Raw genomic sequence first — 26,466 nt, 5'->3', positions numbered from 1 at the left:
GGAGTGTCCGGGCTCGTCGTGCGCGGGGCGCGTGCTACTGGGTGCGGTTCTCGCCGCGGTAGTACTCGAAGACCCAGCCCCAGATGCCGATGAGGATCAGCGGGGCGGAGAAGTAGAGCAGCCACCAGCCGACCGCGACCCCCAGGAAGGCGAGGGCGCCGCCGATGGCCAGGGAGAGCGGCTGCCAGCTGTGCGGGCTGAAGAAGCCCAGCTCGCCGGCGTCGTCCGCGACGTCCGCCTCCTTGTTGTCCTGGGCACCGGTGTCGACCCGCCGGGCGGTGAAGCCCAGGTAGAAGCCGACCATGATGCACAGGCCGAAGGCCAGGAAGAGGGCCGTGGTACCGGCCGGCTCCTTCGACCACACGCCATAGACGACCGCCATGGCGAGGACGAAGACGCTCAGCCAGACGAACATCTTGCCCTGGATCTTCACTTGCCGGCCTCCTTGCTGCCCGCGATGGCGCTGGCACCGTGGCCGGCGTGCTCCAGCTGCTCGAGCGCGGCGATCTCCGGGTGGTGCAGGTCGAACGCCGGGGATTCACTGCGGATCCGCGGCAGGGTGAGGAAGTTGTGCCGCGGGGGCGGGCAGGAGGTGGCCCACTCCAGGGAGCGGCCGTAGCCCCACGGGTCGTCGACGCCGACCGGCTTGCCGTACTTGGCCGTCTTCCAGATGTTGTAGAAGAACGGCAGGATCGACAGACCGAGGACGAACGAGGCGATCGTCGAGATCGTGTTCAGCGCGGTGAAGCCGTCGGCGGCCAGGTAGTCCGCGTACCGGCGCGGCATGCCCTCGGCGCCCAGCCAGTGCTGGACGAGGAAGGTGCCGTGGAAGCCGATGAACAGGGTCCAGAAGGTGACCTTGCCGAGTCGTTCGTCGAGCATCTTGCCGGTCATCTTCGGCCACCAGAAGTGGAAGCCGGCGAACATCGCGAACACGACGGTGCCGAAGACGACGTAGTGGAAGTGCGCCACCACGAAGTACGAGTCCGAGACGTGGAAGTCCATCGGCGGCGAGGCGAGGATGACACCCGTCAGACCGCCGAAGGTGAACGTGATGAGGAAGCCGGTCGCCCACAGCATCGGTGTCTCGAAGGACAGTGAGCCCTTCCACATCGTGCCGATCCAGTTGAAGAACTTCACCCCGGTCGGTACCGCGATGAGGAACGTCATGAAGGAGAAGAACGGCAGCAGCACGCCGCCGGTGACGTACATGTGGTGCGCCCACACCGTCACCGAGAGACCGGCGATGGCGATGGTGGCCGCGATCAGGCCCATGTAGCCGAACATCGGCTTGCGCGAGAACACCGGGATGATCTCGCTGATGATGCCGAAGAACGGCAGGGCGATGATGTACACCTCCGGATGGCCGAAGAACCAGAAGAGGTGCTGCCACAGCAGCGCTCCGCCGTTGGCCGCGTCGAAGATGTGCGCCCCGAACTTGCGGTCCGCCTCCAGGGCGAACAGCGCGGCGGCCAGCACCGGGAACGCCAGCAGGACCAGGACGGCCGTCAGCAGCACGTTCCAGACGAAGATCGGCATCCGGAACATCGTCATGCCCGGTGCGCGCATGCAGATGATCGTGGTGATGAAGTTGACCGAGCCGAGGATGGTGCCGAAGCCGGAGAAGGCCAGACCCATGATCCACATGTCGGCGCCGACGCCGGGGCTGCGGATCGCGTCCGACAGCGGCGAGTAGGCGAACCAGCCGAAGTCCGCCGCGCCCTGCGGGGTGAGGAAGCCGCCGACCGCGATGAGCGAGCCGAACAGGTAGAGCCAGTAGGCGAACATGTTCAGCCGCGGGAACGCCACGTCGGGCGCGCCGATCTGCAGCGGCATGATCCAGTTCGCGAAACCGGCGAACAGCGGCGTCGCGAACATCAGCAGCATGATCGTGCCGTGCATCGTGAACGCCTGGTTGAACTGCTCGTTCGACACGATCTGCAGACCGGGCCGGGCCAGCTCGGCACGCATGACGAGCGCCATGACGCCGCCGATGCAGAAGAACGCGAACGACGTCACGAGATACAGCGTGCCGATCGTCTTGTGGTCAGTGGTGGTGAGCCACTTGACGACGACCTCGCCGCGGCGCTGGCGCCGGACGGGCAGCTCGTCCGCATAGTGGGACCCTGCCTCGGCCGCACCCTGGGGTTCGTTGAGGATGCTCACAGGTTTGTCGTCTCCCGGTTCTTCTCGTGGCTCGTCTGCTCGATGCCCGCGGGAACGTAACCGGTCTGCCCCTTCTTGGCGAGGTCCTTGAGGTGCTGCTCGTAGCGCTCGGGAGAGACGACCTTCACGTTGAACAGCATCCGGGAGTGGTCGACGCCGCACAGCTCGGCGCACTTGCCGAGGAAGGTGCCCTCACGGTTGGGGGTCACCTGGAAGGCGTTGGTGTGGCCCGGGATGACGTCCATCTTCATCAGGAACGGCACCACCCAGAAGGAGTGGATGACGTCACGCGAGGTCAGGACGAAGCGGACCGTCTTGCCCTCGGGGAGCCAGAGCGTCGGACCGGGGTTGTTGGTCTGCGGGTTCCGCTCACCGGGAGTGCCGCAGGAGTAGACACCGCCGGCGTCGGCGGGGAAGTCCTTCTTGTACCGGTCCGGGATGGCGGCCAGGTTCTTGTCGGACTTCGCGTCTCCGGACGAACCGTCGACGCTCTCGATGTAGTTGAAGCACCAGCTCCACTGGAAGCCCACCACGTTGACCGTGACGTCCGGCTTCTTGTCGAGGCTGAGGAGCTTCGTCTCGTCGCGGGCCGTGAAGTAGAACAGGACCGAGACGATGATGATCGGGACCACCGTGTACAGCGCCTCGATGGGCATGTTGTACCGGGTCTGCGGAGGTACCTCGACCTTGGTGCGGCTGCGGCGGTGGAAGATCGCACTCCACACGATGAGGCCCCACACGAGCACGCCGACGGCGAGCGCGGCAGCCCACGAGCCCTGCCACAGCGAGAGGATCCGCGGCGCCTCTTCGGTGGTCGGGGTGGGCATGCCGAGGCGGGGGAAGTCCTCGTATGTGCAACCGGTCGCGGTCGCAAGGACCAGGCCCGCGGTCAGTGCCTGCAGCAGCTTCCGACGCATCGGGCGCCGCGGCTTGGGGGTCCCGCCCACGCCATTCGGGCTGTGGGGGAGGTCGGAGCCGTTCGGACTCACGTAGCGCCTTCCCGAGAGTCTCGCCCGCGCGCTTCGGCTGCGGCCTTCTCGCTGGTAGGTCGCCGCCCTGCGTCGGGCAGGGGTTTGGATGTTTATGCGGACCAAACCCTACTGGACGCGTTTTGGGGTCGCGCGGGGAGGGGTGGGCAACGCGCCGGGGGTGTCGCCGACGGAGGGGAAAGGGGCGGAATCGGGGGGAACGGGCGCCCGGACGAACGGAGATACGGCCGGTCGGACGGCGCCGGTCCGGGCCCGCGCCGCTCACCCGGACCGCCCCGCCCGGTTCCCCGCGCCGGACGTTCTACCGTTGCCGCGTGCCCTACTTCGACGCCGCCTCCGCCGCCCCGCTCCATCCCGTCGCCCGTCAGGCCCTGTTGGCCGCGCTCGACGAGGGCTGGGCCGATCCCGCCCGGCTCTACCGGGAGGGGCGGCGGGCCCGGCTGCTGCTGGACGCGGCCCGCGAGACGGCCGCCGACGCGGTGGGCTGCCGACCTGACGAACTGTCGTTCACGGCGTCGGGCACCCGGGCCGTGCACACCGGGATCGAGGGGGCGCTGGCCGGGCGGCGGCGCGCCGGACGCCACCTGATCGTGTCAGCGGTCGAACACTCCTCTGTGCTCCATTCGGCGGAGGTGTGGGAGGCGGCGGGCGGCACGGTGACGCAGGTGCCGGTGGAGCGCTCGGGCGCGGTGACGGTCGCGGCGTACGCCGGGGCGCTGCGCGCGGACTCCGCGCTCGCGGTGCTCCAGTCCGCCAACCACGAGGTGGGCACCGCACAGCCGGTGGCGGAGGTCGCGGAGGCGTGCCGGGCGGCGGGGGTGCCGCTGCTGGTGGACGCGGCGCAGTCGCTGGGCTGGGGGCCGGTGGCGGGGCCGTGGTCGCTGCTGGCGGGGAGCGCGCACAAGTGGGGCGGGCCGCCCGGGGTGGGGCTGCTGGTGGTGCGCAAGGGGGTGCGGTTCGCGCCGCGGGGGCCGGTGGACGAACGGGAGTCGGGGCGGGCGGCCGGGTTCGAGAACCTTCCGGCGATCGTGGCGGCGGCGGCCTCGCTGCGGGCGGTGCGCGCGGAGGCCGCGGCCGAGGCGGCCCGGCTGCGGGAGCTGACGGAGCGGATCAGGGCGCGGGTGCCGGGGGCGGTGCCGGACGTGGAGGTGGTCGGGGACCCGGAGCGGCGGCTGCCGGGGATCGTCACCTTCTCCTGTCTGTACGTCGACGGGGAGACGCTGCTGCACGAGCTGGACCGGGCGGGCTTCTCGGTCTCCTCGGGATCGTCCTGCACGAGCAGCACGCTGACGCCGAGCCATGTGCTCAAGGCGATGGGGGTGCTGAGCGAGGGCAACGTGCGGGTGTCGCTGCCGCCGGGCACGGCGGAGGAGGACGTGGAGCGCTTCCTCGACGTGCTGCCGGGGGTGGTGGCGCAGGTGCGGGAGCGGATCGGGGCGCCGACGGGGGGTGCGGGGGCGGTGAGTTCGGCGGCGGGGGCGGCGTCTTCGGAGGTGGCGTCTTCGGAGGTGGCGTCTTCGGGGGCGGCTCCGGAAGCGGGGGCGGCGCCTTCGGGCGCGGGCGGCGGGGCCGGGGGGCCGCTCGTCGTGGACGCGCTGGGGCGGCGGTGCCCGATCCCGGTGATCGAGCTGGCGAAGGTCATCGGCGCGGTGCCGGTGGGCGGCACGGTCCGGGTGCTCTCCGACGACGAGGCGGCCCGGCTGGACATCCCCGCCTGGTGCGAGATGCGCGGACAGGAGTACGTGGGGGAGGAACCGGCGGACCGGGGCGCGGCCTATCTGGTCCGCCGGCTCTCCTGAGCGGGGGCGGGCGGGGCGGCCCGGACCGCGGCCGGTGCCTCCCCGCCCGGACGGTCAGCCCAGGTGCTTCTTGACCTCGGCGGCGGCCTCGTCGCCGTAGGCCGTGGCGAAGCGCTCCATGAAGTGGACGCGGCGCAGCTGGTACTCCTGGGTGCCGACGGTCTCGATCACCAGGGTGGCGAGCATGCAGCCGATCTGCGCGGCGCGCTCCAGGGAGACGTTCCAGGCGAGGCCGGAGAGGAAGCCGGCCCGGAAGGCGTCGCCGACGCCGGTGGGCTCGACCTTGCGGTCCTCCTTCGGGGTGCCGACCTCGATCGGGTCCTCGCCCGCGCGCTCGACGCGGACGCCGCGCGCACCGAGGGTGGTGACGCGGTGGCCGACGCGGGACAGGATCTCCTCGTCGCTCCAGCCGGTCTTGGACTCGATCAGGCCCTTCTCGTACTCGTTGGAGAAGAGGTACGTCGCGCCGTCCAGCAGGATGCGGATCTCGTCGCCGCCCATGCGGGCGATCTGCTGGGAGAAGTCCGCGGCGAACGGGATGGTGCGGGTGCGGCACTCCTCGGTGTGGCGGAGCATCGCCTCCGGGTCGTCGGCGCCGATGAGGACCAGGTCGAGACCGCCGACGCGGTCGGCGACCGTCTTCAGCTCGATCAGCCGGGCCTCGCTCATGGCGCCCGTGTAGAAGGAGCCGATCTGGTTGTGGTCGGTGTCGGTCGTGCACACGAAACGGGCCGTGTGCAGCGTCTCGGAGATCCGCACCGAGGAGGTGTCGACACCGTGCCGGTCGAGCCAGGCGCGGTATTCGTCGAAGTCGGAGCCCGCGGCCCCGACGAGGATGGGCTTCGTGCCGAGCTGCCCCATGCCGAAGGCGATGTTCGCGCCCACCCCGCCGCGCCGTACGTCCAGCTGGTCGACCAGGAAGGAGAGCGAGACCGTGTGGAGCTGGTCCGCGACGAGCTGGTCGGAGAAGCGGCCGGGGAACGTCATGAGGTGGTCGGTTGCGATGGAGCCGGTGACTGCGATGCGCACGGCGTGGACTCTCCTGTGGGAGGCGGATTGACAGTTCACGCTACCGGGTGGACCGGCCTCGAAGAAGCAGACGAAACTACCCGATAGTAGATCTTTCTTCGTGGGTCGTGGCCTGCGTACGGTGCGGTCATGACGAACCTCAAGGTCCACTCCCCCGCTCCGGCCGACCTCGACGGCGGGCTCGCGGCGCTGCGCGGCGACTGCGCCCGGATGGCCCCGCACTGGACCGCCCCCGCGAAGAGCGCCGCCCGTCCCGTCCCGCCGTCGCTGATCCACGGGGTCGAGGTACCGGCCGCGTCGGCCCGGCTGCTGGAGGCGATGCCGGAGTACGGCAACTGACGGGACCGAGGGAACCGTACGCTCCCCCGCCGCGTCCCATCGCTGTCCCCCGTCAAGGGGATGTCGGAGCACGTTCGCGCACGACGCGCACGACGACAGTGACAGCAGCGCAGCCGAAGGAGCGATGCGGTGAACACCGAGCGACCGGACGACAACGACGCCGAGGCCGACGCCGCGCGCGGACCGGAGGACCGGAGGACGCCGGAACCGCGCACGACGGAGGAGCCTGCGGAACGTCCCGCGGACAGCGGGGCGGAGACCCCCGCGGAGCCTTCCGCGAAGGGCGAGGCGGAGCCTTCGGCGGGGGCCGCCGCCGGGGACGGGGCCGAGGGGGCGGAGCGCGCCGACGTGGCGGCCCCGGCCGAGGCGTCCCCGGAGCCCGCCGAGCCGGAGGCCGGGGCCGTGCCGGGTGAGCGGCCTGCCTCGCCGGAAGCCGCCACCGACGAGGTCACAGCGTCGACGCCGGAGCCGAAGCCGGACCTGGAGTCGAAGCCCGAGCCCGTGTCCGAGCCCGAGCCCGAATCGGCGCCCGAGGTGGTGTCGGCGTCCGGGCCCAGCGAGCGGCCCCGAGCCGCCGATGCCCCCCGCACGCCCCCGGAGTTGGCCCCGCACCAGGGCGCCGAGGAAGCCGACGACGCGCGTCCCCGGCGCAGGGCCCCCGTGCTCATCGCCTCCGTGGCCGCCGCCGCGGTGCTGGTCGTGGGCGGGGGCGGCGCGCTGCTCGCGGCGAACGCGAGCGGCGGATCGGGGGGCGGAACGGGCTCCGGTGCGTCCGGCGGGGACGGCCCTCCCCCGGTGCTGACCCTCGACGACCTCACCGGCCCGGCCGCCGCCGAGGGCCGGGACGCGGGCACCCCCGAGCCCGGCAACGGCATCGCGCCCGGCGAGCCGGACCCGTACGGGCCGGTCTACCGCGCCGACGGCGGGCTCCCCGACGGACCCGGCTCCGCGCCCGTGTACTGGGCGAAGGGCGAGGTGGCCAAGAGCGAGGTGAGCAAGCTGGCCGACGCGCTGGGTGTGACGGGGACCGTGGTCGCCGACGGTCCGGCCTGGCGGGTCGGCGCGGGCACCGACGGCTCCGGACCCGTCCTGCGGGTGGACCGCAAGGCGCCCGGCCTGTGGACGTTCAGCCGCTACGCGCCGGGCACCGACGACTGCCAGGGCGGCATCGCGAAGTGCGCCAAGGACCCCGTCGCCCCCTCGGCCGACCCGGTCGGGGAAGCCGCCGCGCGCAAGGCCGCCGCGCCCGTGCTGAAGGCGGTCGGGCAGGACGACGCGAAGATCGACGCGAGCCAGGTCATGGGCGCCCAGCGGGTGGTGAACGCCGACCCGGAGGTGGGCGGACTGCCCACCCACGGGTGGACGACAGGCGTCACGGTCAGCGGGCAGGGCGAGATCGTCGGCGGCAGCGGGCAGCTGAAGCCGCCGGTCGAGGGGGCGACGTACCCCGTGCTGAGCGCGCGGCAGACGCTGGACCGGCTGAACGAGTCGAACGGGTCCGGCGGCGCGGGTGCCACGGACCACCGCATGGGCATCGGCGGCTGCGCCTCCCCCGTACCGGCCGGGGAGCGGCTGGAGAGCCCCTGCAAGGACCAGCCGACGGCGGCGCCGAAGCCGCGGACGCTGACCGTGGACGACGCGGTGTTCGGGCTCGCCCCGCACGCCTCGGGCGGGCGGCAGGTGCTGGTGCCGTCCTGGCTGTTCTCGGTGAAGGGCGCCGCCGAGGCCTACACGCTGGCCTATCCGGCAATCGAGCCGAAGTACCTGGGCACTCCCCCGGCCGCCTCGCAGCCCGCCGAGCCGCCCGCCTCCGGCACGGAGGAGACGCAGAACGTGCAGCTCGACGGGTACACCGCCGAGGGCTCGGACCTGGTCGTCAGCTACACCGGCGGGGTGTGCTCCGACTACGAGGCGACGGCCGTGGAGAAGGGGGACCGGGTCGAGGTGACCGTCACCGCGACGCCGTGGCCGGACAAGGTCTGCATCAAGATCGCCAAGGTGTTCCACTCGACGGTGAAGCTGGACAAGCCGCTCGGTGACCGGACGGTGGTCGGCACGGACGGCAAGAACGTGCCGCTGGAGAAGCCGGGCGCGCGACTGCCCCGGTAAGGAACCCGATCCCTCCGCACCTGCACGAACGGCGGCCCCCCGGTAGGAACCGGGGGGCCGCCGTCCTGTCGTACGCGCCGCTGTGCGCGGGGGCGTCCGGGTGGCTCAGCTGAAGGAGTCGCCGCAGGCGCAGGAACCCGTCGCGTTCGGGTTGTCGATCGTGAAGCCCTGCTTCTCGATGGTGTCCACGAAGTCGATCGAGGCACCGCCCAGGTACGGGGCGCTCATGCGGTCGGTGACGACCTTGACGCCGCCGAAGTCCTTCACGACGTCGCCGTCGAGCGAGCGCTCGTCGAAGAAGAGCTGGTAGCGCAGGCCGGAGCAGCCACCGGGCTGGACAGCCACCCGCAGGGCCAGGTCGTCGCGGCCTTCCTGGTCGAGCAGGGCCTTGACCTTCGCCGCGGCGGCGTCGGACAGGATGATGCCGTCGGTGACGGTGCTGGTCTCGTCCGATACGGACATCTACATCTCTCCCGGGTTGTACGGAGACTGCTTGCCGACGGTGTCAACCGGCGGGGCCGCGGATTCATTCCGGGCCGGGCGCTTCTCGGGCGCTTTTCCCTTGCGCATTCCTCGCGCGCCTGTCCCTTCATGCTCGCACACCCGCGGGGAAGCGAACAGCGCCCCCGGACGGCCCGGGGACAAGCCGACGGACCGGCACCGGCAACCCGACGGAACGGCACCGGGATTCATGTCACATCGACGCAATGACCATCGTCAACGTGACGTGAACCGGGTTATCATAGATAACGTCAGATAGACGAAAAGTAGAAAGGGTGTGTGTCGTGACCACCGCCCAGACCACGGAGCTAGACGTACAGCCGTCGCCGCTCGCCCTGCTGCTGCTCGGCCGTGAGGCCGACCCGAGGAGCGAGCGGGGCGTCGAATGCCCCGGCGACCTGCCCTCCCCGTCCGACCCGGACCTGGTGGAGCGGGCCCGTGCGGCGAAGGAGAAGCTCGGCGACAAGGTCTTCGTCCTCGGACACCACTACCAGCGCGACGAGGTCATCCAGTTCGCCGACGTCACGGGCGACTCCTTCAAGCTGGCCCGCGACGCCGCCGCCCGCCCCGAGGCCGAGTACATCGTCTTCTGCGGTGTGCACTTCATGGCCGAGTCCGCGGACATCCTGACCTCCGCCGACCAGAAGGTCGTCCTGCCCGACCTGGCCGCGGGCTGTTCGATGGCCGACATGGCCACCGCCGAGCAGGTCGCCGAGTGCTGGGACGTGCTGACCGAGGCCGGGGTGGCGGACCAGGTGGTCCCCGTCTCGTACATGAACTCCTCGGCCGACATCAAGGCCTTCACCGGCAAGCACGGCGGCACCATCTGCACCTCGTCCAACGCGAAGAAGGCCCTGGAGTGGGCGTTCGAGCAGGGCGAGAAGGTGCTGTTCCTCCCGGACCAGCACCTCGGCCGCAACACCGCCGTCCGCGACATGGGCATGTCGCTGGAGGACTGCGTCCTCTACAACCCGCACAAGCCGAACGGCGGCCTGACCGCCGAGGAGCTGCGCGCGGCGAAGATGATCCTGTGGCGCGGCCACTGCTCGGTGCACGGCCGTTTCAGCCTGGACTCGGTGGAGGACGTCCGCGCCCGTATCCCCGGCGTGAACGTGCTGGTCCACCCCGAGTGCCGGCACGAGGTCGTCGCCGCCGCGGACTACGTCGGCTCGACCGAGTACATCATCAAGGCCCTGGAGGCCGCCCCCGCCGGGTCCAAGTGGGCCATCGGCACCGAGCTGAACCTGGTCCGCCGCCTGGCGAACCGTTTCGCTCCCGAGGGCAAGGAGATCGTGTTCCTCGACCGTACGGTCTGCTTCTGCTCGACCATGAACCGCATCGACCTCCCGCACCTGGTGTGGACCCTGGAGTCCCTCGCCGCGGGCAAGCTCGTCAACCGGATCGAGGTCGACGCCGAGACCGAGGCCTTCGCCAAGCTGGCCCTGGAGCGGATGCTGGCGCTGCCGTAGCCGACGGCGGCCCTGTGCCTGAGCCCGGTGTCCGGAGTCGTCCGGGCGCCGGGCTCAGGCCGTTCAGGGCTCAGGCCTTTCCGGATGTACGGTCCGGGCGGGCTGGGTCCAGGGAGAAGAGGGTGCCGTCGGGGGTGACGGCCACCAGGGCGCCCGCCCGGCGGAACAGGGTGGGGGCGTGGCCGCTGCCCGGGGAGCGGGCGGCGCGGGCCAGGGACTCCCACAGCACCTCGCCGGTCCGCAGGTCCAGGGCCGCCGCCCGGCCGCTGCCGCTGACCAGGAACGCCGTCCGTCCCGCCGCGTCGCCGAGCGGGGCGCCGGGCTGCTCCAGGCTGGTGGAGGTCCGCCAGACGCGGGCGCCCGTGGTGGCGGAGAACGCGGTGACGCGGCCGTTGGACCCGGCGAGGAGCAGCAGGTCGCCGGTGAGCGCGGGCTCTCCGGCGGTACCGGCGGGCAGCGGGACCGTCGTCCGGGTGCCCTTCGCCGCGTCGACGAGCAGCAGCCGGTCGTAGGAGCGGTCACCGCCGTCCGCGTGGCTCTCCGGGGTGTCCCGGACGAAGACGAGCCGTCCGCCGAGCGCGCCGAGGTAGCGCAGGGACAGGTCGAGCCGGGCCAGGGTGCGGGGGGTGCCGTCGGCCGGGTCGAGGGACAGCAGCCGGCTGCCGGGGCTGTCGCCGTCCCACCGGGAGCACAGGACGTACAGCCCGGTCCCGGCCGGGTGGAAGTCGCAGGCGTGGTCCACCGGCAGGTCGGCGGACCAGCGCTTGCCGCCGTCGCGGAGGGAGCGCGCGGTCACCGTGGCGCCGTCCGGGACGAGGGCCAGTCCGGCGTGGAGGGCGGGGCGGACGTTGGTGCCGGTGAGCGGGCGGTGCCACAGCCGTCGGCCGGTGCGCGCGTCGAGGGCGACGACCGAGGTGGTGTCGCGTTCCTCGCCGGAGAACACCGGGGTCTGCCGCAGCAGCACCACGCCGTCGTGGACGCCGAGCACCTGGCCCTCGAAGCGGCCGTACGGCGAGGAGGCCGGGGCGCTGTCGACGCGCCAGCGCATGCGGCCCGTGCGGGTGTCGACGCCGACGGGCAGGCCGCCCGCCCCCACGCAGTAGAGGCCCTCGCCGCCCAGCGCGCAGGACGGGGTGCCGGTGTCACCGGAGTTCTCCGGCGGCAGGGCGATCCCGGCGGCGGCGCGGGCCGCGACCGTCGTGGTCCAGGGCTGCCAGCCCTTCGGTACGGCGGCCCAGCGGTCGGACGCCCCGGTGTCCGCCGAGGAGCCGCCGCTCTGCGGACCCAGCAGGAGGTATCCGGTGAGGGCGAGCGCCAGGGCCGCCGCGGTGCCGGAGAGGACGAGGAGCCGGGTGCGGCGGCGGCGCGGGGCGGTGGGTGCGGCGGGCGGCTCCGGGGCGGGGAGCGAGTCAGGGGTCTCGGTGCGGTCGGCCGGGTCCCGGTCGGGGTGCTCGCCGTTCCGTTCTGCCGGGGCCGGGCCGGTCCCCAAGGCGGGGGCGGGCCCGGTCGCGGGAGCGCTCGCCTCGGTGGGGGCCGGGGGGACGGCCGGGCCGGTGACCGGGGCCACCGTGAACTCCTCGGCCGGGATCGTCGCGAACTCCTCGGCCAGTGCGGTGAGTCCGGGCCGGTCGGCGGGCTTCTTGGCCAGGCAGCGGGCGAGGACGTCCCGCAGGGCGGGCGTCAGCGGCTTCAGGTCGGGTTCGTCGTGCATGACCCGGTACGCCGTCAGATACGGGCTGTCCGCGTCGAACGGGCCGCGCCCCGTGGCCGCGTACGCGAGCAGCGCGGCCAGTGAGAAGACGTCGGAGGCGGGGCCGACGGAGCGGGCGTCGGTGAGCTGTTCCGGGGACATGAAGGGCGGGGTGCCGATCATGTGGCCGGTCTCGGTGAGGGTCTGGCTCCCGGCGGCGCGGGAGATGCCGAAGTCGATGACACGGGGGCCGTCGGCGGCGACCAGGACGTTGGCGGGCTTGAGGTCGCGGTGGACGACCCCGGCCCGGTGGATGTCCCGCAGCGCCTCGACCAGGCCGAGGGCGAGGCGGCGCAGTTCGGGTCCGGGAAGGGGGCCGTAGCCGCGGATGCGTTCGGCGAGGGACGGGGCGGCGACGTACTGGGTGGCCATCCAGGGGCGGGCCGCCTCGGGGTCCGCGTCGAGGACGGGGGCGGTGAAGGCGCCGCTGACCCGGCGGACGGCGTCGATCTCCTGCCGGAAGCGGGCGCGGAAGACGGGGTCCTCGGCGTACTGCGCGTGCACCACCTTCACGGCGACCTCGCGGCCGGAGCGGGACGTGGCGCGGTAGACCACGCCCATGCCGCCCGACCCGAGCCGGCCGACGATCCGGTACCCGCCGAGCGACTCCGGCTCCCCCGTGTGCAACGCCACCGTCGCGTTCCCTCTCCCCCGCAGAGCAGTCCTGGTGCACAGGATAGGCAGCCCCGGCGGAAGCGCGGACTCCGGTCCCGGTCCGGAGGGCCCGGCGGTACGCGTGCGGCCCGGCGGGGGTCAACCCCGCCGGGCCGCACGTCGGTTGTCCGGTCGCACCCGCCGTACGGTCGGTCCGTACGGGGGGTCCGGCAGTCCGGCCGCGACGGCGCGCGGCCGGGGGCGCCTCACACGCCCGCGGGCTCCGGGACCTTCGGCTCCTCCTTCGCGGACCGCTTGGCGGCGCGCTTGGCCGCCCGGCGCTCCTTGCGGAGTTCGAGCATCGCGTAGAGCGTCGGGACGAGGAGCAGGGTGAGCAGCGTCGAGGTGATCAGACCGCCGATCACGACGACGGCGAGGGGCTGGGCGATGAAGCCGCCCTCGCCGGTGACACCCAGCGCCATCGGCAGCAGGGCGAAGATGGTCGCCAGCGCCGTCATCAGGATGGGCCGCAGCCGGTGCCGGCCGCCCTCGACGACGGCCTCCACCACGCCGTAGCCCTGGCGGCGGTACTGGTTGATGAGGTCGATCAGCACGATGGCGTTGGTGACCACGATGCCGATCAGCATCAGCATGCCGATCATCGCCGGGACGCCCATCGGGGTGCCGGTGACGAGCAGCAGGCCGATCGCGCCGGTCGCCGCGAACGGGATGGAGACCAGCAGGATCAGCGGCTGGACCAGCGAACGGAACGTCGCCACCAGCAGCATGAACACGATCGCGATCGCCGCGAGCATCGCGAGACCCAGGTTGGCGAACGCGTCGTCCTGGTCCTCGGAGACCCCGCCGATCTCGGCGGTGGCGCCCGCCGGGAGCTTGAGCGCGTCGAGCTTCGAGGTGAGGTCGGCGCTGACCGCGCCCGTGTTGTCGCCGGTGGGCCGCGCGGTGATCGTGGCGGCGCGCTGACCGTCGATCCGGGTCATGGCGACGGGGCCGTCCACGACCCGCACGGTCGCGATGTCGCCGAGCTTCACCGGGCCCAGCGGGAGGGCCTTGAGCTGCGCCAGCGTGGTGGCGGGCGCGGCGGAGGCGATGACGATGTCCCGCTCGGTGTCGTCGAGGATCGCCTTGCCCGCGACCGTGCCGCGGACCGCCTGGGCGACGGCCGCGCCGAGCGTCTGCTCGTCGAACCCGGCCGCCGCGGCCCGCGCGTCGGCCTTCACCGAGATGCGCGGGACGCTCTGCGAGAGGTCGCTGGTGACGTCGGTGACGTCGTCGAGTCCGGCGACCGCCTTGCGGACCTGCTCGGCCGCCGTCTCCAGCACCTCGCCGTCGGCCGCCTTGACGACGACGCTGAGGTCCTGGCTGCCGAAGCCGTCCCCGGCGGCGACGGTGGTGGTGCCGACGCCGTCCAGCTTCGCGAGACCGTCCTCGATGTCCTTCTGGACGTCCTCGGAGGACGCCGAGTCCTCCAGCATGACCTGGTAGGAGGCCTGGTTGGAGTCGGTGCCGCCGCCGAAGGCCGCCATGAAGCCGGAGGAGCCGACGGTGACCTGGTAGGTCTTCACGCCGTCGATGCCGCCGAGGAGCTTCTCGACCTTCTTCGCCTCGGCGTCGGACGCGGCGAGGCTGGTGCCGGGCTTCAGTTCCTGCTTGACCGTCAGGACCTGCTGCTCGCCCTGGTCGAAGAAGTTCGTCTTGAGCAGCGGCGCCATGCCGAAGGTGCCGATGAGGACGACGACCGCGATCGCCACGCTGGTCAGGCGGCGCCGGGTGGCGAACCGCAGGACGGGGACGTAGATCCGCTGGAGGCGGCTCCTCGCCTCCTTCTCCTCGGCCGCGCGGCGGGCCTCCTCGGCGTCCTCGGGGGTGTTCTTCGGGGCGCGCAGGAACCAGTACGACAGGACCGGCACGACCGTCAGCGACACCAGCAGGGAGGCCAGCAGGGCCGCCGTCACGGTGAGGCTGAAGGAGCCGAAGAGGGCGCCGACCATGCCGCCGACCAGGCCGATCGGCAGGAACACGGCGACGGTGGTGAGGGTGGAGGAGGTGACCGCCCCGGCGACCTCGCGGACGGCGGTGAGGATGGCGGTCTCGCGCTCCTCGCCGTAGCCGAGGTGCCGCTTGATGTTCTCCAGGACGACGATCGAGTCGTCGACGACCCGGCCGATGGCGATGGTCAGCGCGCCCAGCGTCAGCATGTTCAGCGACAGGTCGCGCGTCCACAGCACGATCAGGGCGAGGACGACGGAGAGCGGGATGGAGACGGCCGTCACCAGCGTCGAGCGGACCGACGCGAGGAAGACCAGGATGATCAGGACCGCGAAGAGCAGGCCGAGCGCGCCCTCGGTGGTGAGGCCCTCGATGGACTTGGAGACCGCCGGGCCCTGGTCGCTGACGACGGTGATGTCGGCGTCCGAGCCGAGGGCCTCGCGCAGCGCGGGGAGCTTGTCCTCGACGGCGTCGGAGATGGCGACCGCGCTGCCGTCGTGGTCCATGGTGACGGAGACGGCGAGGCTGGGCCGCCCGTCGGTCCGGGTGATCGAGTCGGCCGGGGCCTCCTGCTGCTTCACGGTGGCCACGTCGCCGAGCCGGACCGGCTTGCCGCCGCCCTGCGCCGGGATCGCCAGGTTCTCGATCTGCTCCAGCGAGGTGAAGCCGCCGCCGACCTGGACGGTGCGGTTGGCGCCGCCCTCGTCGAAGGAACCGGCCGGGACGGTCGCGCCGCCCGCCTGGAGGGCCAGGGCGAGGGACTGCGTGGTCAGGCCCGCCTTGGCGAGCTTGGCGTCGGCCGGGGTGACGGTGACGCGCAGGTCGCGGACGCCGTCCACGGTGACCTGGCCGACGCCGTCGATGTCGCGCAGCGCGGGCACCACGGTCGAGTCGAGCTGGTCGGCGAGGGCCTGCTGGTCCTTGCCGGAGGTGACGGCGAGGACGACGGTCGGGATGTCGTCGGTCGAACCCGCGACGACCTGCGGGTCCACCGTGTCGGGGAGCCCGACGCGGGCCCGGTTGACGGCCTGCTGCACGTCGGCGACGAGCTGCTTGGTGTCGTTGCCGTAGTCGAAGGAGGCGAGGATGACCGCGTTGCCCTCGCTGGCGGTGGAGGTGACGCCGGTGATGCCGTCGACGCCTTCCAGGCTGTCCTCGATGGGCTGGATGACCTGCTTCTCGACGACGTCCGGGGAGGCGCCCTGGTAGGGGGCGAGCACGGACACCATCGGCAGCTCGATGGTCGGCAGGAGCTGCTGCTTCAGCTGGGGGATGGCGATCGCGCCGAAGGCGAGGGCGATCAGGGACATGAGGCCTATCAGGGCCCGTTGCGCGAGGCTGAACTTGGACAGCCAGGACATGGGTTCAGGGTCTCTCTTCTGTGAGCGGCAGAAGGCGTGCGGAGGACGCGCGGCAGGCGCGCGGAGGCGTCCGGGACGCGTTCGGTGTCGTCCCCTCCACCCTGGTCCATCGGGGCGGCCCGTTCGGCACGCCGCAGGGCGATTTCCTTATGCCGCGCATACTCCGGCCGCAGTACGGCCGGGTGGAGGTCAGTCCACCCTTGGGCGGACCAGTCCTGACTCGTAGGCGATGACGACCAGTTGGGCCCGGTCGCGGGCGCCGAGTTTGGCCATGGCGCGATTCACGTGGGTCTTCACGGTGAGCGGGCTGACCTCCAGCCGCTCGGCGATCTCGTCGTTGGAGTGGCCGCCCGCGACCTGCACCAGGACCTCCCGCTCGCGGCTGGTGAGCGCGTCCAGCTTGGCGGAGCGCACCGGGTCGTCGTCGGAGGCGTCGCCCTGGGCGAGGAAGCGGGCGATGAGGCCCTTGGTGGCGGTCGGCGACAGCAGTGCCTCGCCGCCCGCGGCGACCCGGATGGCGCTCAGCAGCTCCTCGGGTTCGCTGCCCTTGCCGAGGAAGCCGGAGGCGCCCGCGCGCAGCGACTGGACCACGTAGTCGTCGACCTCGAACGTCGTGAGGATCACCACCCGGACCTGGGCGAGGGCGGGGTCGGCGCTGATCAGGCGGGTCGCGGCGAGGCCGTCGGTGCCGGGCATGCGGATGTCCATCAGGACGACGTCGGCGGCGCGCTCCTTCGCCAGCCGGACCGCCTCGGCGCCGTCGGAGGCCTCGCCGACGACCTCCATGTCCGCCTCGGAGTCGACCAGCACCCGGAACGCGCTGCGCAGCAGGGCCTGGTCGTCGGCGAGCAGGACGCGGATCGTCATGCGGTGTCCTCGGGGGCGCGGGAGCGGGTCTTGACCGGAAGGATGGCATGGACGCGGTAGCCGCCGCCGTAGCGGGGGCCGGTGGTGAGGGTGCCGCGCAGGGCGCCGACCCGCTCGCGCATCCCGAGCAGGCCGTGCCCGCCGCCGTTGCCGCTGCCATTGCCGTTGCCGTTGCCGTCGGTGGGGGCGGGCTGGTCGCCGGTGCCGTCGTCGAGGACGGTGACCTCGATGTGCGGGCCGACCCGGACGACGCTGACCTCGGCGCGGGCGGTGGCCCCGGCGTGCTTCTGCACGTTGGTGAGGGCTTCCTGGATGACGCGGTACGCGGCGAGGTCGACGGCGGCCGGGAGGGTGGTGCCGTGGTCGGCGCGGGCGACCTCGACGGGCAGCCCGGCGTTGCGGAACGTCCCGGCGAGTTCGTCGAGGCGGTCCAGGCCGGGGGCCGGTTCGGTGGGGGCCTCGGGGTCGCCGGACTGGCGCAGCAGGCCGACGGTGGCGCGCAGTTCGCTGAGCGCGGAGCGGCTGGCCTCGCGGACGTGCGCGAGGGCCTCCTTGGCCTGGTCGGGCCGCTTGTCCATGACGTGCGCGGCGACCCCCGCCTGCACGTTGACCAGGGCGATGTGGTGGGCGACGACGTCGTGCAGGTCGCGGGCGATGCGCAGCCGCTCCTCGGCGACCCGGCGGCGGGCCTCCTCCTCCCGCGTGCGTTCGGCGCGTTCGGCGCGCTCCCGGATGGCCCGCACGACGGCCCGGCGGCTGCGGACGGCGTCCCCGGCGGTGGCGCCGATACCGGTCCAGGCGAAGATCGCCAGGTTGTCCTGGGCGTACCAGGGCAGGGGTCCGGCGAGCATGGAGGCGCCGGTCAGGACGGTCATGGTGAGCAGGCCGACGCGCCAGGTGGTGGGGCGGTCGGTGGTGGAGGCGACGGTGTAGAGGGCGATGACGGCGGACATCGCGACGGGCGCCCGGGGGTCGCCGGTGACGCTCTCGACGACCGAGCAGACCCCGGTCACGGCGAGCACCGCGCGCGGGGCGCGGCGCCGGAACACCAGGGCGGCGGCGCTGACGGTGATCGTGACCAGGCTGAGCGGGTCCGGGCTCCGCAGACTCCAGTTCACGGCCTGCTTGCCGTGCGGTTCGATGAAGGAACTGGCCAGCATGCACACCAGCACGACGACGGCGACGGCGGCGTCCAGCGTCATCGGATGGGCCTTGAGATGGCACCGGGCACGGGCCAGGGGGGTCACGACCGCGCTCACCTCGCTCTCGTCCCGGTGGATGCCGTACGGCGGGGCAGCCGCAGGGCCCGCCGGGACCGGGCGGGAGGGGCCGGTCCGCCCCCGGAGCCGGAGCGGCCCCGTCCGTACAACGGTGGACGGGGCCGGTGGGTGCCCGTGGGCGGCGACCGGTGTACGGCGGGGCGGGGCGGGACGGCTCAGCCCGGGATGAGGCCGTCGTCGCTCAGCATCTCCCGGACCTCCTCCAGGCTCGCCCCCGGCGCCGGGAGGATCAGCTCCGAGGGCTCCAGCGCGTCGTCCGGCAGGGGCTCGCCGAGCCGCCGTACGGCGTCCAGGAGGGCGCCGAGGGTCCGGCGGAAGCCGTTCTCGTCGCCGCCCTCCATCTCGGCGAGCAACTCGTCGTCGAGCGTGTTCAGCTCGGCGAAGTGGGAGTCGGCCAGTGTCCACTGGCCCTCCCCCATGATCCGGACGATCATGTCGGCCTCCTCGGCTCCGGTCCCCGGCGCCGGGCTGCTACTGCTTGTCGAAGCGCGGGGTGTCCTGCGGCTGCTGCTGGTGCTGCGGGGCGTTGGTGCCGCCCTCGATGGCCTGCTGCCCGGCGGAGGAACCCCCGGCCAGCTCGGCCTTCATGCGCTGGAGCTCCAGCTCTACATCCGTACCACCCGAGAGCCGGTCCAGCTCGGCCTGGAGGTCGTCCTTGGCGATGCCGGTGGGGTCGTCGAGGGCGCCGGAGGCGAGCAGCTCGTCGAGGGCGCCGGCGCGGGCCTGGAGCTGCGCCGTCTTGTCCTCGGCCCGCTGGATGGCCAGGCCGACGTCGCCCATCTCCTCGGAGATGCCGGAGAAGGCCTCCCCGATCCGGGTCTGCGCCTGGGCGGCCGTGTAGGTGGCCTTGATGGTCTCCTTCTTGGTGCGGAAGGCGTCCACCTTGGCCTGGAGGCGCTGGGCCGCGAGGGTGAGCTTCTCCTCCTCGCCCTGGAGGGTGGAGTGCTGCGTCTCCAGGTCGGTCACCTGCTGCTGGAGGGCGGCCCGGCGCGACAGCGCCTCGCGGGCGAGGTCCTCACGGCCGAGGGCGAGCGCCTTGCGGCCCTGGTCCTCCAGCTTGGACGACTGGGACTGCAACTGGTTGAGCTGGAGCTCCAGCCGCTTGCGGGAGGTGGCGACGTCGGCCACGCCGCGCCGCACCTTCTGCAGCAGCTCCAGCTGCTTCTGATACGAGTAATCGAGGGTTTCGCGCGGGTCCTCGGCCCGGTCAAGGGCTTTGTTCGCCTTCGCGCGGAAGATCATCCCCATACGCTTCATGACACCGCTCATGGGCTTCGCGCGCCCCCTTCTGACGGACTCCGGCACCAGCTCTGCGACAGAACCCACAGTACGGGCCCTGCATCCATTGACGCACTGTTCGGGGACGGATGCGCTCCTCCCCAAGGACGACTGTGGTGTCACCCGATCCGGCCTGAGGAGTAGGTGAACCCCAGGGGTGGACGGGCGGGCGTCGTCCCGGCGCCCTTCATCGACTTCCGTTGCTCCTGTCATGCAGGACGCCCGGTGTTGCCGGATCGTTCCCCACCGGGCTGCGGTCCATGCCCCGGCACCCCTTACCCTTGGGTTTTGTGTTCCGTAGCCGTTCCACCAAGGACGAGAAGGCAGCCGTCGCCGACAAGGCGTCGGTGACCGACTCCGCGAAGATCCGCGACCCGCAGGCTCCCAAGGGCCGGCCCACTCCCAAGCGCAGTGAGGCCCAGTCCCAGCGCCGCAGCGTCGCCAACACGTCGTTGACGCGCAAGGACGCCGCCAAGCGCCAGCGCGAGGAGCGCCGAGCCCAGATGGAGCGCCAGCGACAGGCGCTCGCGGGCGGCGACGAGCGGTTCCTCCCGGCCCGCGACAAGGGCCCGGTCCGCAAGTTCGCCCGCGACTTCATCGACGCGCGGTTCAACGTGGCGGAGTTCTTCCTGCCCATGGCCGTGGTCATCCTCGTGCTGAGCATGATCCGGGTGGGCGCCCTGCAGAGCGTCGCGCTGCTGCTGTGGCTCGTGGTGATCGTGCTGATCGTCCTGGACTCGGTCCTGACCGGCTTCCGGCTGAAGAAGCGGCTCGCCGAGCGCTTCCCCGACGACAACCGGCGCGGCGCCGTGGCGTACGCCCTGATGCGCTCGCTCCAGCTGCGTCGGCTCCGGCTGCCCAAGCCGCAGCTCAAGCGCGGAGCGAAGCCCTGAGCACTGCGGCGTTCTCCGGGGGTGCCGCGAAGGCCTGGCTGACCAAGCTGGGCGGCCTGCGGGACGTGGTGCGGCAGGAGCTGGTCGCCCGCCAGCTCGACGAGCAGATAGCCGGGCGGTTCCCGGTCGGGCAGCGGCTGCGCGTGCTCGACGTGGGGATGGGCCAGGGCACGCAGGCGCTGCGCCTGGCCCGGCTCGGTCACCAGGTGACCGGCCTGGAGCAGAACGCGACGATGATCGCGACGGCCCGCGAGGCGCTGAGCGGCGAGCCGGAGGGCATCCGGGAGCGGATGCGGATCATCGAGGGCGACGGCCGGGACACAGGCGTGCACTTCGTGCCCGGCAGCTTCGACGTGGTGCTCTGCCACGGCGTGCTCATGTACGTCGAGGAGCCCGACCCGCTGCTGGCGGGCCTCGCCCGCGTCCTGGCGCCGGGCGGCCTGCTGTCGCTGCTGGTGCGCAACGCGGACGCGCTCGCGATGCGGCCGGGTCTGTCCGGCGACTGGGCGGGCGCCCTGGCGGGCTTCGACACGACCGCCTACCGCAACCGGCTCGGCCTCGACGTGCGCGCGGACCGGCTGGAGACGCTGACGGCGACCCTGGCGGGCATCGGCGCGCCCCTCCACTCCTGGTACGGGGTGCGGGTCTTCACCGACACGGCGGCGGACGACGCGGCCGTCCCCGACGCCCCGGAGGAGCTGTTCGCCGCGGAGGAACGCGCGGGCCGCACGGACCCCTACCGCGGCGTCGCGGCCCTGCTCCACCTGTGCGGCGTACGCGGCTGAGATCCGGCCCCGCGCGGCGTACGAGGCCGAGCCCGCGCGGCGTGCGGCGCCGGGGTGCGCGGAGCCGACGGCCCCCGTCCCCTCGTTCGGCTGAGCCGGGCGGGCCGGGCGGGCGCCGCGCCGTGAGACTCGGGGCATGGACGCTCGCCGTACCCGACGCCCCGCCCGTATCCGACGCCCCGCCTCTGCCCGCGCCGCGTTCCGTGCCCGGCCCCGCCCCGTACGGCGGGCCGCGGCCGTACTCGCCGCGGGGCTCCTCGCGGCGGCCGCCGGGTGCTCCGGCGCGGGGACGGCGGCGCGCGGGGACGTGACCCGGCAGGCCGCCGCCGCGCCGTCCGACCGGGCGGAGGACCTCCAGAGCGCCTACCAGGAGGTCATCCGGGACGTGCTGCCGTCGGTGGTGCAGATCGAGGCGAGCCGGGACCTGGGGTCGGGCGTCGTCTACGACGGCGAGGGGCACATCGTGACCAACGCGCACGTCGTCGGGGACGAGAAGACGTTCCGGGTGACGACCGCGCACAGCGAGGAGCCGCTGGCCGCGACGCTCGTGTTCGCGTACCCGGAGCAGGACCTCGCCGTCATCCGCCTGGACCGGGTCCCCGACGGGCTGCGGGCGGCGGAGTTCGGGGACACCGGGACGGTCGAGGTCGGGCAGATCGTGCTGGCGATGGGCTCGCCGCTCGGGCTGTCGTCGAGCGTGACGCAGGGCATCGTGTCGGCGACCGGACGGACCGTCAGCGCCGGTTCGGCGGGCGGCGGGACGGGGGCGACCATCCCGAACATGGTGCAGACGTCGGCGGCGATCAACCCCGGCAACAGCGGCGGCGCGCTGGTCGGCCTGGACGGCCGGGTCATCGGCATCCCCACCCTCGCGGCCACCGACCCGACGCTCGGGGAGGGCGCGGCGCCGGGCATCGGCTTCGCGATCCCGGCGTCGATGGTGCGTACGGTCGCCGACCAGATCGTGCGGGACGGGCGGGTCACCGACTCGGGGCGGGCCGCGCTCGGCATCAGCGGGCGGACGGTCGTCGACGACGGCTACCGGGCGGCCGGGGTGGCGGTGGTGGAGGTGGAGAAGGGCGGCGCGGCCGACAAGGCGGGGCTGCGCGCCGGGGACGTCATCACCCGGTTGGGCGACACCGACGTCACCACGATCACCTCGCTCGCGGAGGCGCTGGCCGAGGAGCGGCCGGGGGACCGTACGACGGTCACGTTCACCCGCGACGGCGAGCGGCGGACCGCGGACGTGACCCTCGGCGAGCAGTGACGCCCGTACGGCCGGGGTGCGCGGGCCGTCCGGGGTGACCGGGGGCGGCCCGCGCGCCGGGCGGCGGGGGTGTCAGCCCGCGTCCTCCGCGTGCAGGTTCATCGGGCCGTAGATCTCGGTGGCGTCCTCGAACAGCCGGACCTGGTCCGCGCCGCCCTCGACGAGGTCCTTCCAGTACTCGCCGATCCACGACTCGGCGTCGCCCTGGGTGGTGAACTCCTCGGGCTGCACCGCGGGCTGGACCTCCGTCCCGTCGGCCTTCTCGAACCGCCACGTCCATGCCGCCATGTACGCCTCCCACGTGTCAACACAGGCAGAGCAGGGACCGGATCTTGGTCCGGCCCCGCCAAAGCCTAGGCCCTGATGCGCGAGACCTGGGGGGACGCGCGAAAATCGGGGCGTGGAAGCGACGCTGCTCGGTACCGGTGCCCCCGCGGGACTGCCCCGCCCCGACTGCCCGTGCGCGGTCTGCGCGACGTCCGTGGGGGCGGACGCGCGGGCGGCGACCTCGGTGCTGGTGGACGGGGCGCTGCTGCTCGACCTGACACCGGGGGTGGCGTTCGCGGCGGCCCGGTCGGGGCGGTCGCTGGGCGGCGTGGGGCAGGTGCTGCTGTCGCATCCGCACGACGGGCCCGCGGTGGAGGTCCCGGCCGGGCTGCCGCAGCCGGGGCGGGTGCCCGACGGGCGGGAGCTGGCGCTGCTGACGGGCCACCGGGTGCGGGCGGTGGCGCTCGACGCGCCGGGCACGGGGTACGCGGTGACCGGCCCGGAGGGGCAGCGGCTGCTGTACCTGCCGCCCGGGGGCGCGCCCGCGGGGCTGGAGGAGGGCACGGCGGCGGCGGAGCCGTACGCCATGGTCCTCGTGGACGTGGTGGGGCGGCCGGACGCGCTGGCGAAACTGCGGGCGGTGGGCGCGGTGGGGCCGACGACGGACGTGGTCGCCGTCCACCTCGACCACGACGTGCCGCCCCGCGCCGAGCTGCGGCGGCGGCTCGCGGCGGCCGGGGCGCGGGCGGTGCCGGACGGGGCGACGCTGGCGGTCGGGGCGTACGAGAAGGTGCCGGACGTGCCGCGCCGGACGCTGGTGCTGGGCGGCGCCCGGTCCGGCAAGTCGGTGGAGGCGGAACGGCGGCTGGAGGCGTTCCCCGGCGTGCTGTACGTGGCGACGGGCGGGACGCGCGGCGGGGACACCGAGTGGGCGGCGCGGGTCTGCGCGCACCGGGAGCGGCGGCCGGGGTCCTGGCGTACGACGGAGACCTGCGACCTGGTGCCGCTGCTGGCCGGGGACGGGCCGCCGCTGCTGGTGGACTGTCTGTCGCTGTGGCTGACGGACGCGATGGACGCGGTCGGGGCGTGGGACGACGCGGTGTGGGGTTCCGGCGGTGAACGGGCCCTGCGCGCACGGGTGTCGGAGCTGGCCGCGGCGGTCCGCGCGACCCGGCGGACCGTGGTGCTGGTGTCGAACGAGGTCGGCTCGGGCATCGTCCCCGCCACCGCCTCCGGCCGCCGCTACCGGGACGAACTGGGGCGGCTGAACGCGGCGGTGGCGGGCGAGTGCGAGCAGGTGCTGCTGGTGGTGGCGGGGCAGGCGGTGGTGCTGCGGGGGTGACGGGCCCGCGAGGACGGCCGGTCGGCCGTCAGCCCTTGCGGGCGATCAGGCGGTAGGTGTTGGAGAAGCGGGTGTGGCGCAGGAGCGGCGCGAGGGTGTGGTCGAGGGCGGTCGCGGCGGCGACCAGCGGGGCGGTGGCGCGCAGAAGTCCGGTGCGGGGGGCGGGGATCGCGCGGGTCAGGGCGACGGAGAGCGCGGCCGAGAGGTCGTGCGGGACGTGCGCCCCGCCCCGGTCGGCGCGGACCACCGCGCAGCCGCGGGACTCCAGTTCGGCGCGGAGGTTGGCCAGCGGGATGAGGTGGAGGTGGCGCGGCTGCCCGTACGGCACCCACCACTTGCCGAGCAGCGCGGCGAACGCGCTCTGCGGGTCGGGGAGTTCGAGCAGCAGATGGCCGCCGGGGCGCAACGCGTGCAGCGCGGCGGCCAGTTCGGCGCGGGGATCGAGGGTGTGCTCCAGGTGGTGCAGCATGCTGACGACGTCGTAGCGGGCGCGCAGCCGGGTGTAGGTGCCCGGATGGCTCAACTCGCCCTGGTGGGCCTCCTCCAGGCGGCCCGCGTCGCGCGCGGACACCACACGGGAGGTCGGGTCGACGCCGTCGAAGGCGGTGTACGCGAAGACGTCCCGCGCGGCGGCCGGGAACATGGCCTGGCCGGTGCCGACGTCGAGCCAGCTCTCCGGTTCCGGGAAGGGCAGCATCACGCGGGCCGTGGCGCGCAGGCGGCGGCGCGCGGTGCGGGCGGCGAGGACGCGCGCGGCGAGCCGGGCGGCGTCCTGCTCACCGGGGCTGCGCCGGTACAGGTCCAGGCCCTCGGCGCTCAGGCGCGGGTTCTGGAAGGTGTGCGCGCAGTCCCGGCACTGGTCGAGGCCGAAGGTCCCCGGGCGGCGGTGGATCAGGTCGGGGGCGCGCAGCCGGGTGCGCAGCCGGGCGGAGCCGCACCAGGGGCAGGTGTCGCGGCGCGGCTCGTGGATGGGCCTGGGGGGCATGAGCGGCTCCGTGGGGGGAGGGCGTCTCGCGGGCGCGGCGGTGCACGACGGGGTGCGGTGCACAGCGGGACGCGATGCACCACGGGATTCACCGCAAAAGTGAACTTAACGGAACGTATGGGATCGGGATCTTGGGTGCAATGACGTCGCGGGGGTGTGGTGCCGACGTGGCGCCGGGGCGGCCCGCCGCTGCCGGTACTGTTCGGCGAATGAGCGCGCTGAATCTCGACGACTTCACCGATCTGATCGAGCGTCCGGACGGCGGGGTGCGCCGGGACGCGGAGGCGCACCGCGAGCGCCGGGTCGTGGCGCCAGGATCGCTGGGCCGCCTGGACGAGCTGGGCGAGTGGCTGGCCGCCGCGCAGGGCGTCGTGCCGGTACGGCCGCTGACGCGGCCCCGGGTGGTGCTGTTCGCGGGCGACCACGGCGTCGCGGAGCTGGGCGTGTCGGCGCGGCCCGCGAGCAGTGCGACGCAGCTGGTCCAGGACGTGCTGGAGGGCGGCCGCCCGGTGTCGGTGCTGGCGCGGCGGCTGGACGTGCCGGTACGGATCGTGGACATGGCGCTGGACTGCCCGCCGGACACCTTCCCGGCCGACGTCTCCCGGCACCGGGTGCGGCGCGGCAGCGGCCGGATCGACGTCGAGGACGCGCTGACCGCCGAGGAGGCCGAGCGGGCCTTCCGGGCGGGCGTCGCGGTGGCCGACGAGGAGGCCGACTCCGGTACGGACCTGGTGGTGCTCGGGGACGTCAGCGTCGGCGGGACCACGGCGGCGGGCGTGCTGGTGGCCGCGCTGTGCGGGACGGACGCCTCGGTGGTGACCGGGCGGGGCGGGCAGGCCATCGACGACCTGGCGTGGATGCGCAAGTGCGCGGCGATCCGGGACGCGCTGCGGCGGGCCCGGCCGGTCCTCGGCGAACAGCTCCAGCTGCTGGCGACGGTGGGCGGCGCCGACCTGGCCGCCATGACGGGCTTCCTCCTCCAGTGCGCGGTGCGGAAGGTCCCGGTCGTGCTGGACGGGGTGGTGGCCTCGGCGTGCGCGCTGGTCGGCCAGCGGATCGCGTTCCGCGCGCCGGACTGGTGGCTCGCCGGTCAGCGCAGCGGCGAGCCGGGCCAGGCGAAGGCCCTCGACCGGATGGCCCTGGAGCCCCTCCTGGACCAGGGCCTGACCGTCGGCGAGGGCGCGGGCGCCCTGCTCGCCCTCCCCCTGATCCAGGCGGCGGCGGCCCTGGCGGCGGAGCTGCCGGAACGCGCGGACACCCCCGCCGCGAAGACGGAAGCCCCCTCCACGACGGAGGAGCCCACCGGGACCGCGGAGCGCGTCGAGAACTAGGGCGTGTCCCGGCCGACCTGGCACCCTCCGCGCCCGGCCGCCTCAAACCACCCCT

The 26,466-nt window shown here is 73.4% G+C and carries 22 protein-coding genes; 9 read left to right on the top strand and 13 right to left on the bottom strand.

The features are described 5' to 3' along the window. Positions 1 to 34: 34 nt before the first annotated feature. From ACIQPQ_RS03980 to coxB, 3 genes are read right to left on the bottom strand one after another with little or no spacing between them, the layout of a single operon-like run. A complete protein-coding gene (locus tag ACIQPQ_RS03980; RefSeq protein WP_383780350.1) occupies positions 35 to 433 on the bottom strand; it encodes a cytochrome c oxidase subunit 4 in 399 nt (132 codons plus the stop codon). Continuing rightward, positions 430 to 2,166, bottom strand: a complete 1,737-nt coding sequence (gene ctaD / locus ACIQPQ_RS03975; RefSeq protein ID WP_401299331.1) for a cytochrome c oxidase subunit I — start codon at positions 2,164 to 2,166, stop codon at positions 430 to 432. The genes ACIQPQ_RS03980 and ctaD overlap by 4 nt, the downstream gene beginning before the upstream one ends. Further along, the gene (gene coxB / locus ACIQPQ_RS03970; RefSeq protein ID WP_401299329.1) at positions 2,163 to 3,155 is read right to left on the bottom strand and encodes a cytochrome c oxidase subunit II; all 993 of its coding nucleotides are present in this window, start codon (positions 3,153 to 3,155) and stop codon (positions 2,163 to 2,165) included. Before coxB ends, ctaD begins: the two co-directional genes overlap by 4 nt. 314 nt (positions 3,156 to 3,469) lie before the next feature. Here coxB and ACIQPQ_RS03965 point away from each other — a divergent pair, with 314 nt between their 5' ends. Next, a complete protein-coding gene (locus ACIQPQ_RS03965; RefSeq protein ID WP_401299326.1) occupies positions 3,470 to 4,954 on the top strand; it encodes a cysteine desulfurase/sulfurtransferase TusA family protein in 1,485 nt (494 codons plus the stop codon). A 54-nt stretch (positions 4,955 to 5,008) separates the two neighbouring features. Here the strand turns inward: ACIQPQ_RS03965 and ACIQPQ_RS03960 are convergent, their stop codons facing one another. Next, entirely contained in the window at positions 5,009 to 5,983 is a 975-nt protein-coding gene (locus ACIQPQ_RS03960) for a carbohydrate kinase family protein (protein ID WP_383782534.1), read from the bottom strand. A 129-nt stretch (positions 5,984 to 6,112) separates the two neighbouring features. Here ACIQPQ_RS03960 and ACIQPQ_RS03955 point away from each other — a divergent pair, with 129 nt between their 5' ends. Together ACIQPQ_RS03955 and ACIQPQ_RS03950 are read left to right on the top strand one after the other, a co-directional pair. Next, the gene (locus ACIQPQ_RS03955; protein WP_383782536.1) at positions 6,113 to 6,322 is read left to right on the top strand and encodes a hypothetical protein; all 210 of its coding nucleotides are present in this window, start codon (positions 6,113 to 6,115) and stop codon (positions 6,320 to 6,322) included. Between the two features lie 129 nt (positions 6,323 to 6,451). Next, positions 6,452 to 8,431, top strand: a complete 1,980-nt coding sequence (locus ACIQPQ_RS03950; RefSeq protein WP_401299322.1) for a hypothetical protein — start codon at positions 6,452 to 6,454, stop codon at positions 8,429 to 8,431. 105 nt (positions 8,432 to 8,536) lie between these two features. On the opposite strand, the gene ACIQPQ_RS03945 is transcribed toward ACIQPQ_RS03950, so the two are convergent. After that, positions 8,537 to 8,893, bottom strand: coding sequence for an iron-sulfur cluster assembly accessory protein (locus ACIQPQ_RS03945; RefSeq protein ID WP_030582488.1), 357 nt, complete (start codon positions 8,891 to 8,893; stop codon positions 8,537 to 8,539). Positions 8,894 to 9,216: 323 nt separating this feature from the next. On the opposite strand from ACIQPQ_RS03945, the gene nadA reads away from it, so the two are divergent. Further along, a complete protein-coding gene (nadA, locus tag ACIQPQ_RS03940) occupies positions 9,217 to 10,401 on the top strand; it encodes a quinolinate synthase NadA (protein ID WP_401299320.1) in 1,185 nt (394 codons plus the stop codon). Positions 10,402 to 10,471: 70 nt separating this feature from the next. Here the strand turns inward: nadA and ACIQPQ_RS03935 are convergent, their stop codons facing one another. The 6 genes from ACIQPQ_RS03935 to ACIQPQ_RS03910 all read right to left on the bottom strand — a co-directional run bounded on the left by ACIQPQ_RS03935 (position 10,472) and on the right by ACIQPQ_RS03910 (position 19,532). Further along, positions 10,472 to 12,784: a PQQ-binding-like beta-propeller repeat protein gene (locus ACIQPQ_RS03935; protein WP_401299317.1), complete on the bottom strand. Its 2,313-nt coding sequence runs from the start codon at positions 12,782 to 12,784 to the stop codon at positions 10,472 to 10,474. 227 nt (positions 12,785 to 13,011) lie between these two features. Next, positions 13,012 to 16,116, bottom strand: coding sequence for an efflux RND transporter permease subunit (locus ACIQPQ_RS03930; protein ID WP_401299315.1), 3,105 nt, complete (start codon positions 16,114 to 16,116; stop codon positions 13,012 to 13,014). 189 nt (positions 16,117 to 16,305) lie between these two features. After that, on the bottom strand, positions 16,306 to 16,983 hold the full coding sequence (locus ACIQPQ_RS03925; RefSeq protein WP_383781667.1) for a response regulator: 678 nt from the start codon (positions 16,981 to 16,983) through the stop codon (positions 16,306 to 16,308). Beyond that, the gene (locus ACIQPQ_RS03920; RefSeq protein ID WP_401299640.1) at positions 16,980 to 18,230 is read right to left on the bottom strand and encodes a sensor histidine kinase; all 1,251 of its coding nucleotides are present in this window, start codon (positions 18,228 to 18,230) and stop codon (positions 16,980 to 16,982) included. Before ACIQPQ_RS03920 ends, ACIQPQ_RS03925 begins: the two co-directional genes overlap by 4 nt. Positions 18,231 to 18,418: 188 nt before the next feature. Then, positions 18,419 to 18,697 (bottom strand): hypothetical protein, encoded by a 279-nt coding sequence (locus tag ACIQPQ_RS03915; protein ID WP_383781665.1) that lies wholly within the window; start codon positions 18,695 to 18,697, stop codon positions 18,419 to 18,421. 37 nt (positions 18,698 to 18,734) lie between these two features. Then, complete coding sequence (locus ACIQPQ_RS03910) at positions 18,735 to 19,532, bottom strand: PspA/IM30 family protein (protein ID WP_383781663.1); 798 nt, start codon at positions 19,530 to 19,532, stop codon at positions 18,735 to 18,737. Positions 19,533 to 19,801: 269 nt separating this feature from the next. On the opposite strand from ACIQPQ_RS03910, the gene ACIQPQ_RS03905 reads away from it, so the two are divergent. The 3 genes from ACIQPQ_RS03905 (at position 19,802) to ACIQPQ_RS03895 (ending at position 22,486) form a co-directional block, all read left to right on the top strand. Next, complete coding sequence (locus ACIQPQ_RS03905) at positions 19,802 to 20,434, top strand: DUF3043 domain-containing protein (RefSeq protein WP_383781661.1); 633 nt, start codon at positions 19,802 to 19,804, stop codon at positions 20,432 to 20,434. Between the two features lie 80 nt (positions 20,435 to 20,514). Beyond that, the gene (locus ACIQPQ_RS03900) at positions 20,515 to 21,219 is read left to right on the top strand and encodes a class I SAM-dependent methyltransferase (protein WP_401299637.1); all 705 of its coding nucleotides are present in this window, start codon (positions 20,515 to 20,517) and stop codon (positions 21,217 to 21,219) included. A gap of 136 nt (positions 21,220 to 21,355) precedes the next feature. Then, positions 21,356 to 22,486, top strand: a complete 1,131-nt coding sequence (locus ACIQPQ_RS03895) for a S1C family serine protease (RefSeq protein WP_401299310.1) — start codon at positions 21,356 to 21,358, stop codon at positions 22,484 to 22,486. Between the two features lie 72 nt (positions 22,487 to 22,558). Here the strand turns inward: ACIQPQ_RS03895 and ACIQPQ_RS03890 are convergent, their stop codons facing one another. Beyond that, positions 22,559 to 22,774 carry a hypothetical protein gene (locus tag ACIQPQ_RS03890; RefSeq protein WP_383781656.1) on the bottom strand — a complete coding sequence of 72 codons (216 nt, stop codon included), beginning with the start codon at positions 22,772 to 22,774 and terminating at the stop codon, positions 22,559 to 22,561. 112 nt (positions 22,775 to 22,886) lie between these two features. Here ACIQPQ_RS03890 and ACIQPQ_RS03885 point away from each other — a divergent pair, with 112 nt between their 5' ends. Next, positions 22,887 to 24,095 carry a bifunctional adenosylcobinamide kinase/adenosylcobinamide-phosphate guanylyltransferase gene (locus tag ACIQPQ_RS03885; RefSeq protein ID WP_401299307.1) on the top strand — a complete coding sequence of 403 codons (1,209 nt, stop codon included), beginning with the start codon at positions 22,887 to 22,889 and terminating at the stop codon, positions 24,093 to 24,095. 28 nt (positions 24,096 to 24,123) lie between these two features. Here the strand turns inward: ACIQPQ_RS03885 and ACIQPQ_RS03880 are convergent, their stop codons facing one another. Further along, on the bottom strand, positions 24,124 to 25,080 hold the full coding sequence (locus ACIQPQ_RS03880) for a class I SAM-dependent methyltransferase (RefSeq protein ID WP_401299304.1): 957 nt from the start codon (positions 25,078 to 25,080) through the stop codon (positions 24,124 to 24,126). A 209-nt stretch (positions 25,081 to 25,289) separates the two neighbouring features. Here ACIQPQ_RS03880 and cobT point away from each other — a divergent pair, with 209 nt between their 5' ends. Further along, positions 25,290 to 26,411 (top strand): nicotinate-nucleotide--dimethylbenzimidazole phosphoribosyltransferase, encoded by a 1,122-nt coding sequence (cobT, locus tag ACIQPQ_RS03875; RefSeq protein ID WP_401299301.1) that lies wholly within the window; start codon positions 25,290 to 25,292, stop codon positions 26,409 to 26,411. Positions 26,412 to 26,466: the final 55 nt, after the last annotated feature.

This window comes from Streptomyces sp. NPDC091281 (assembly GCF_044757425.1).
Taxonomy (GTDB): domain Bacteria; phylum Actinomycetota; class Actinomycetes; order Streptomycetales; family Streptomycetaceae; genus Streptomyces.
This window is presented reverse-complemented; position numbering and strand designations above follow the sequence as displayed.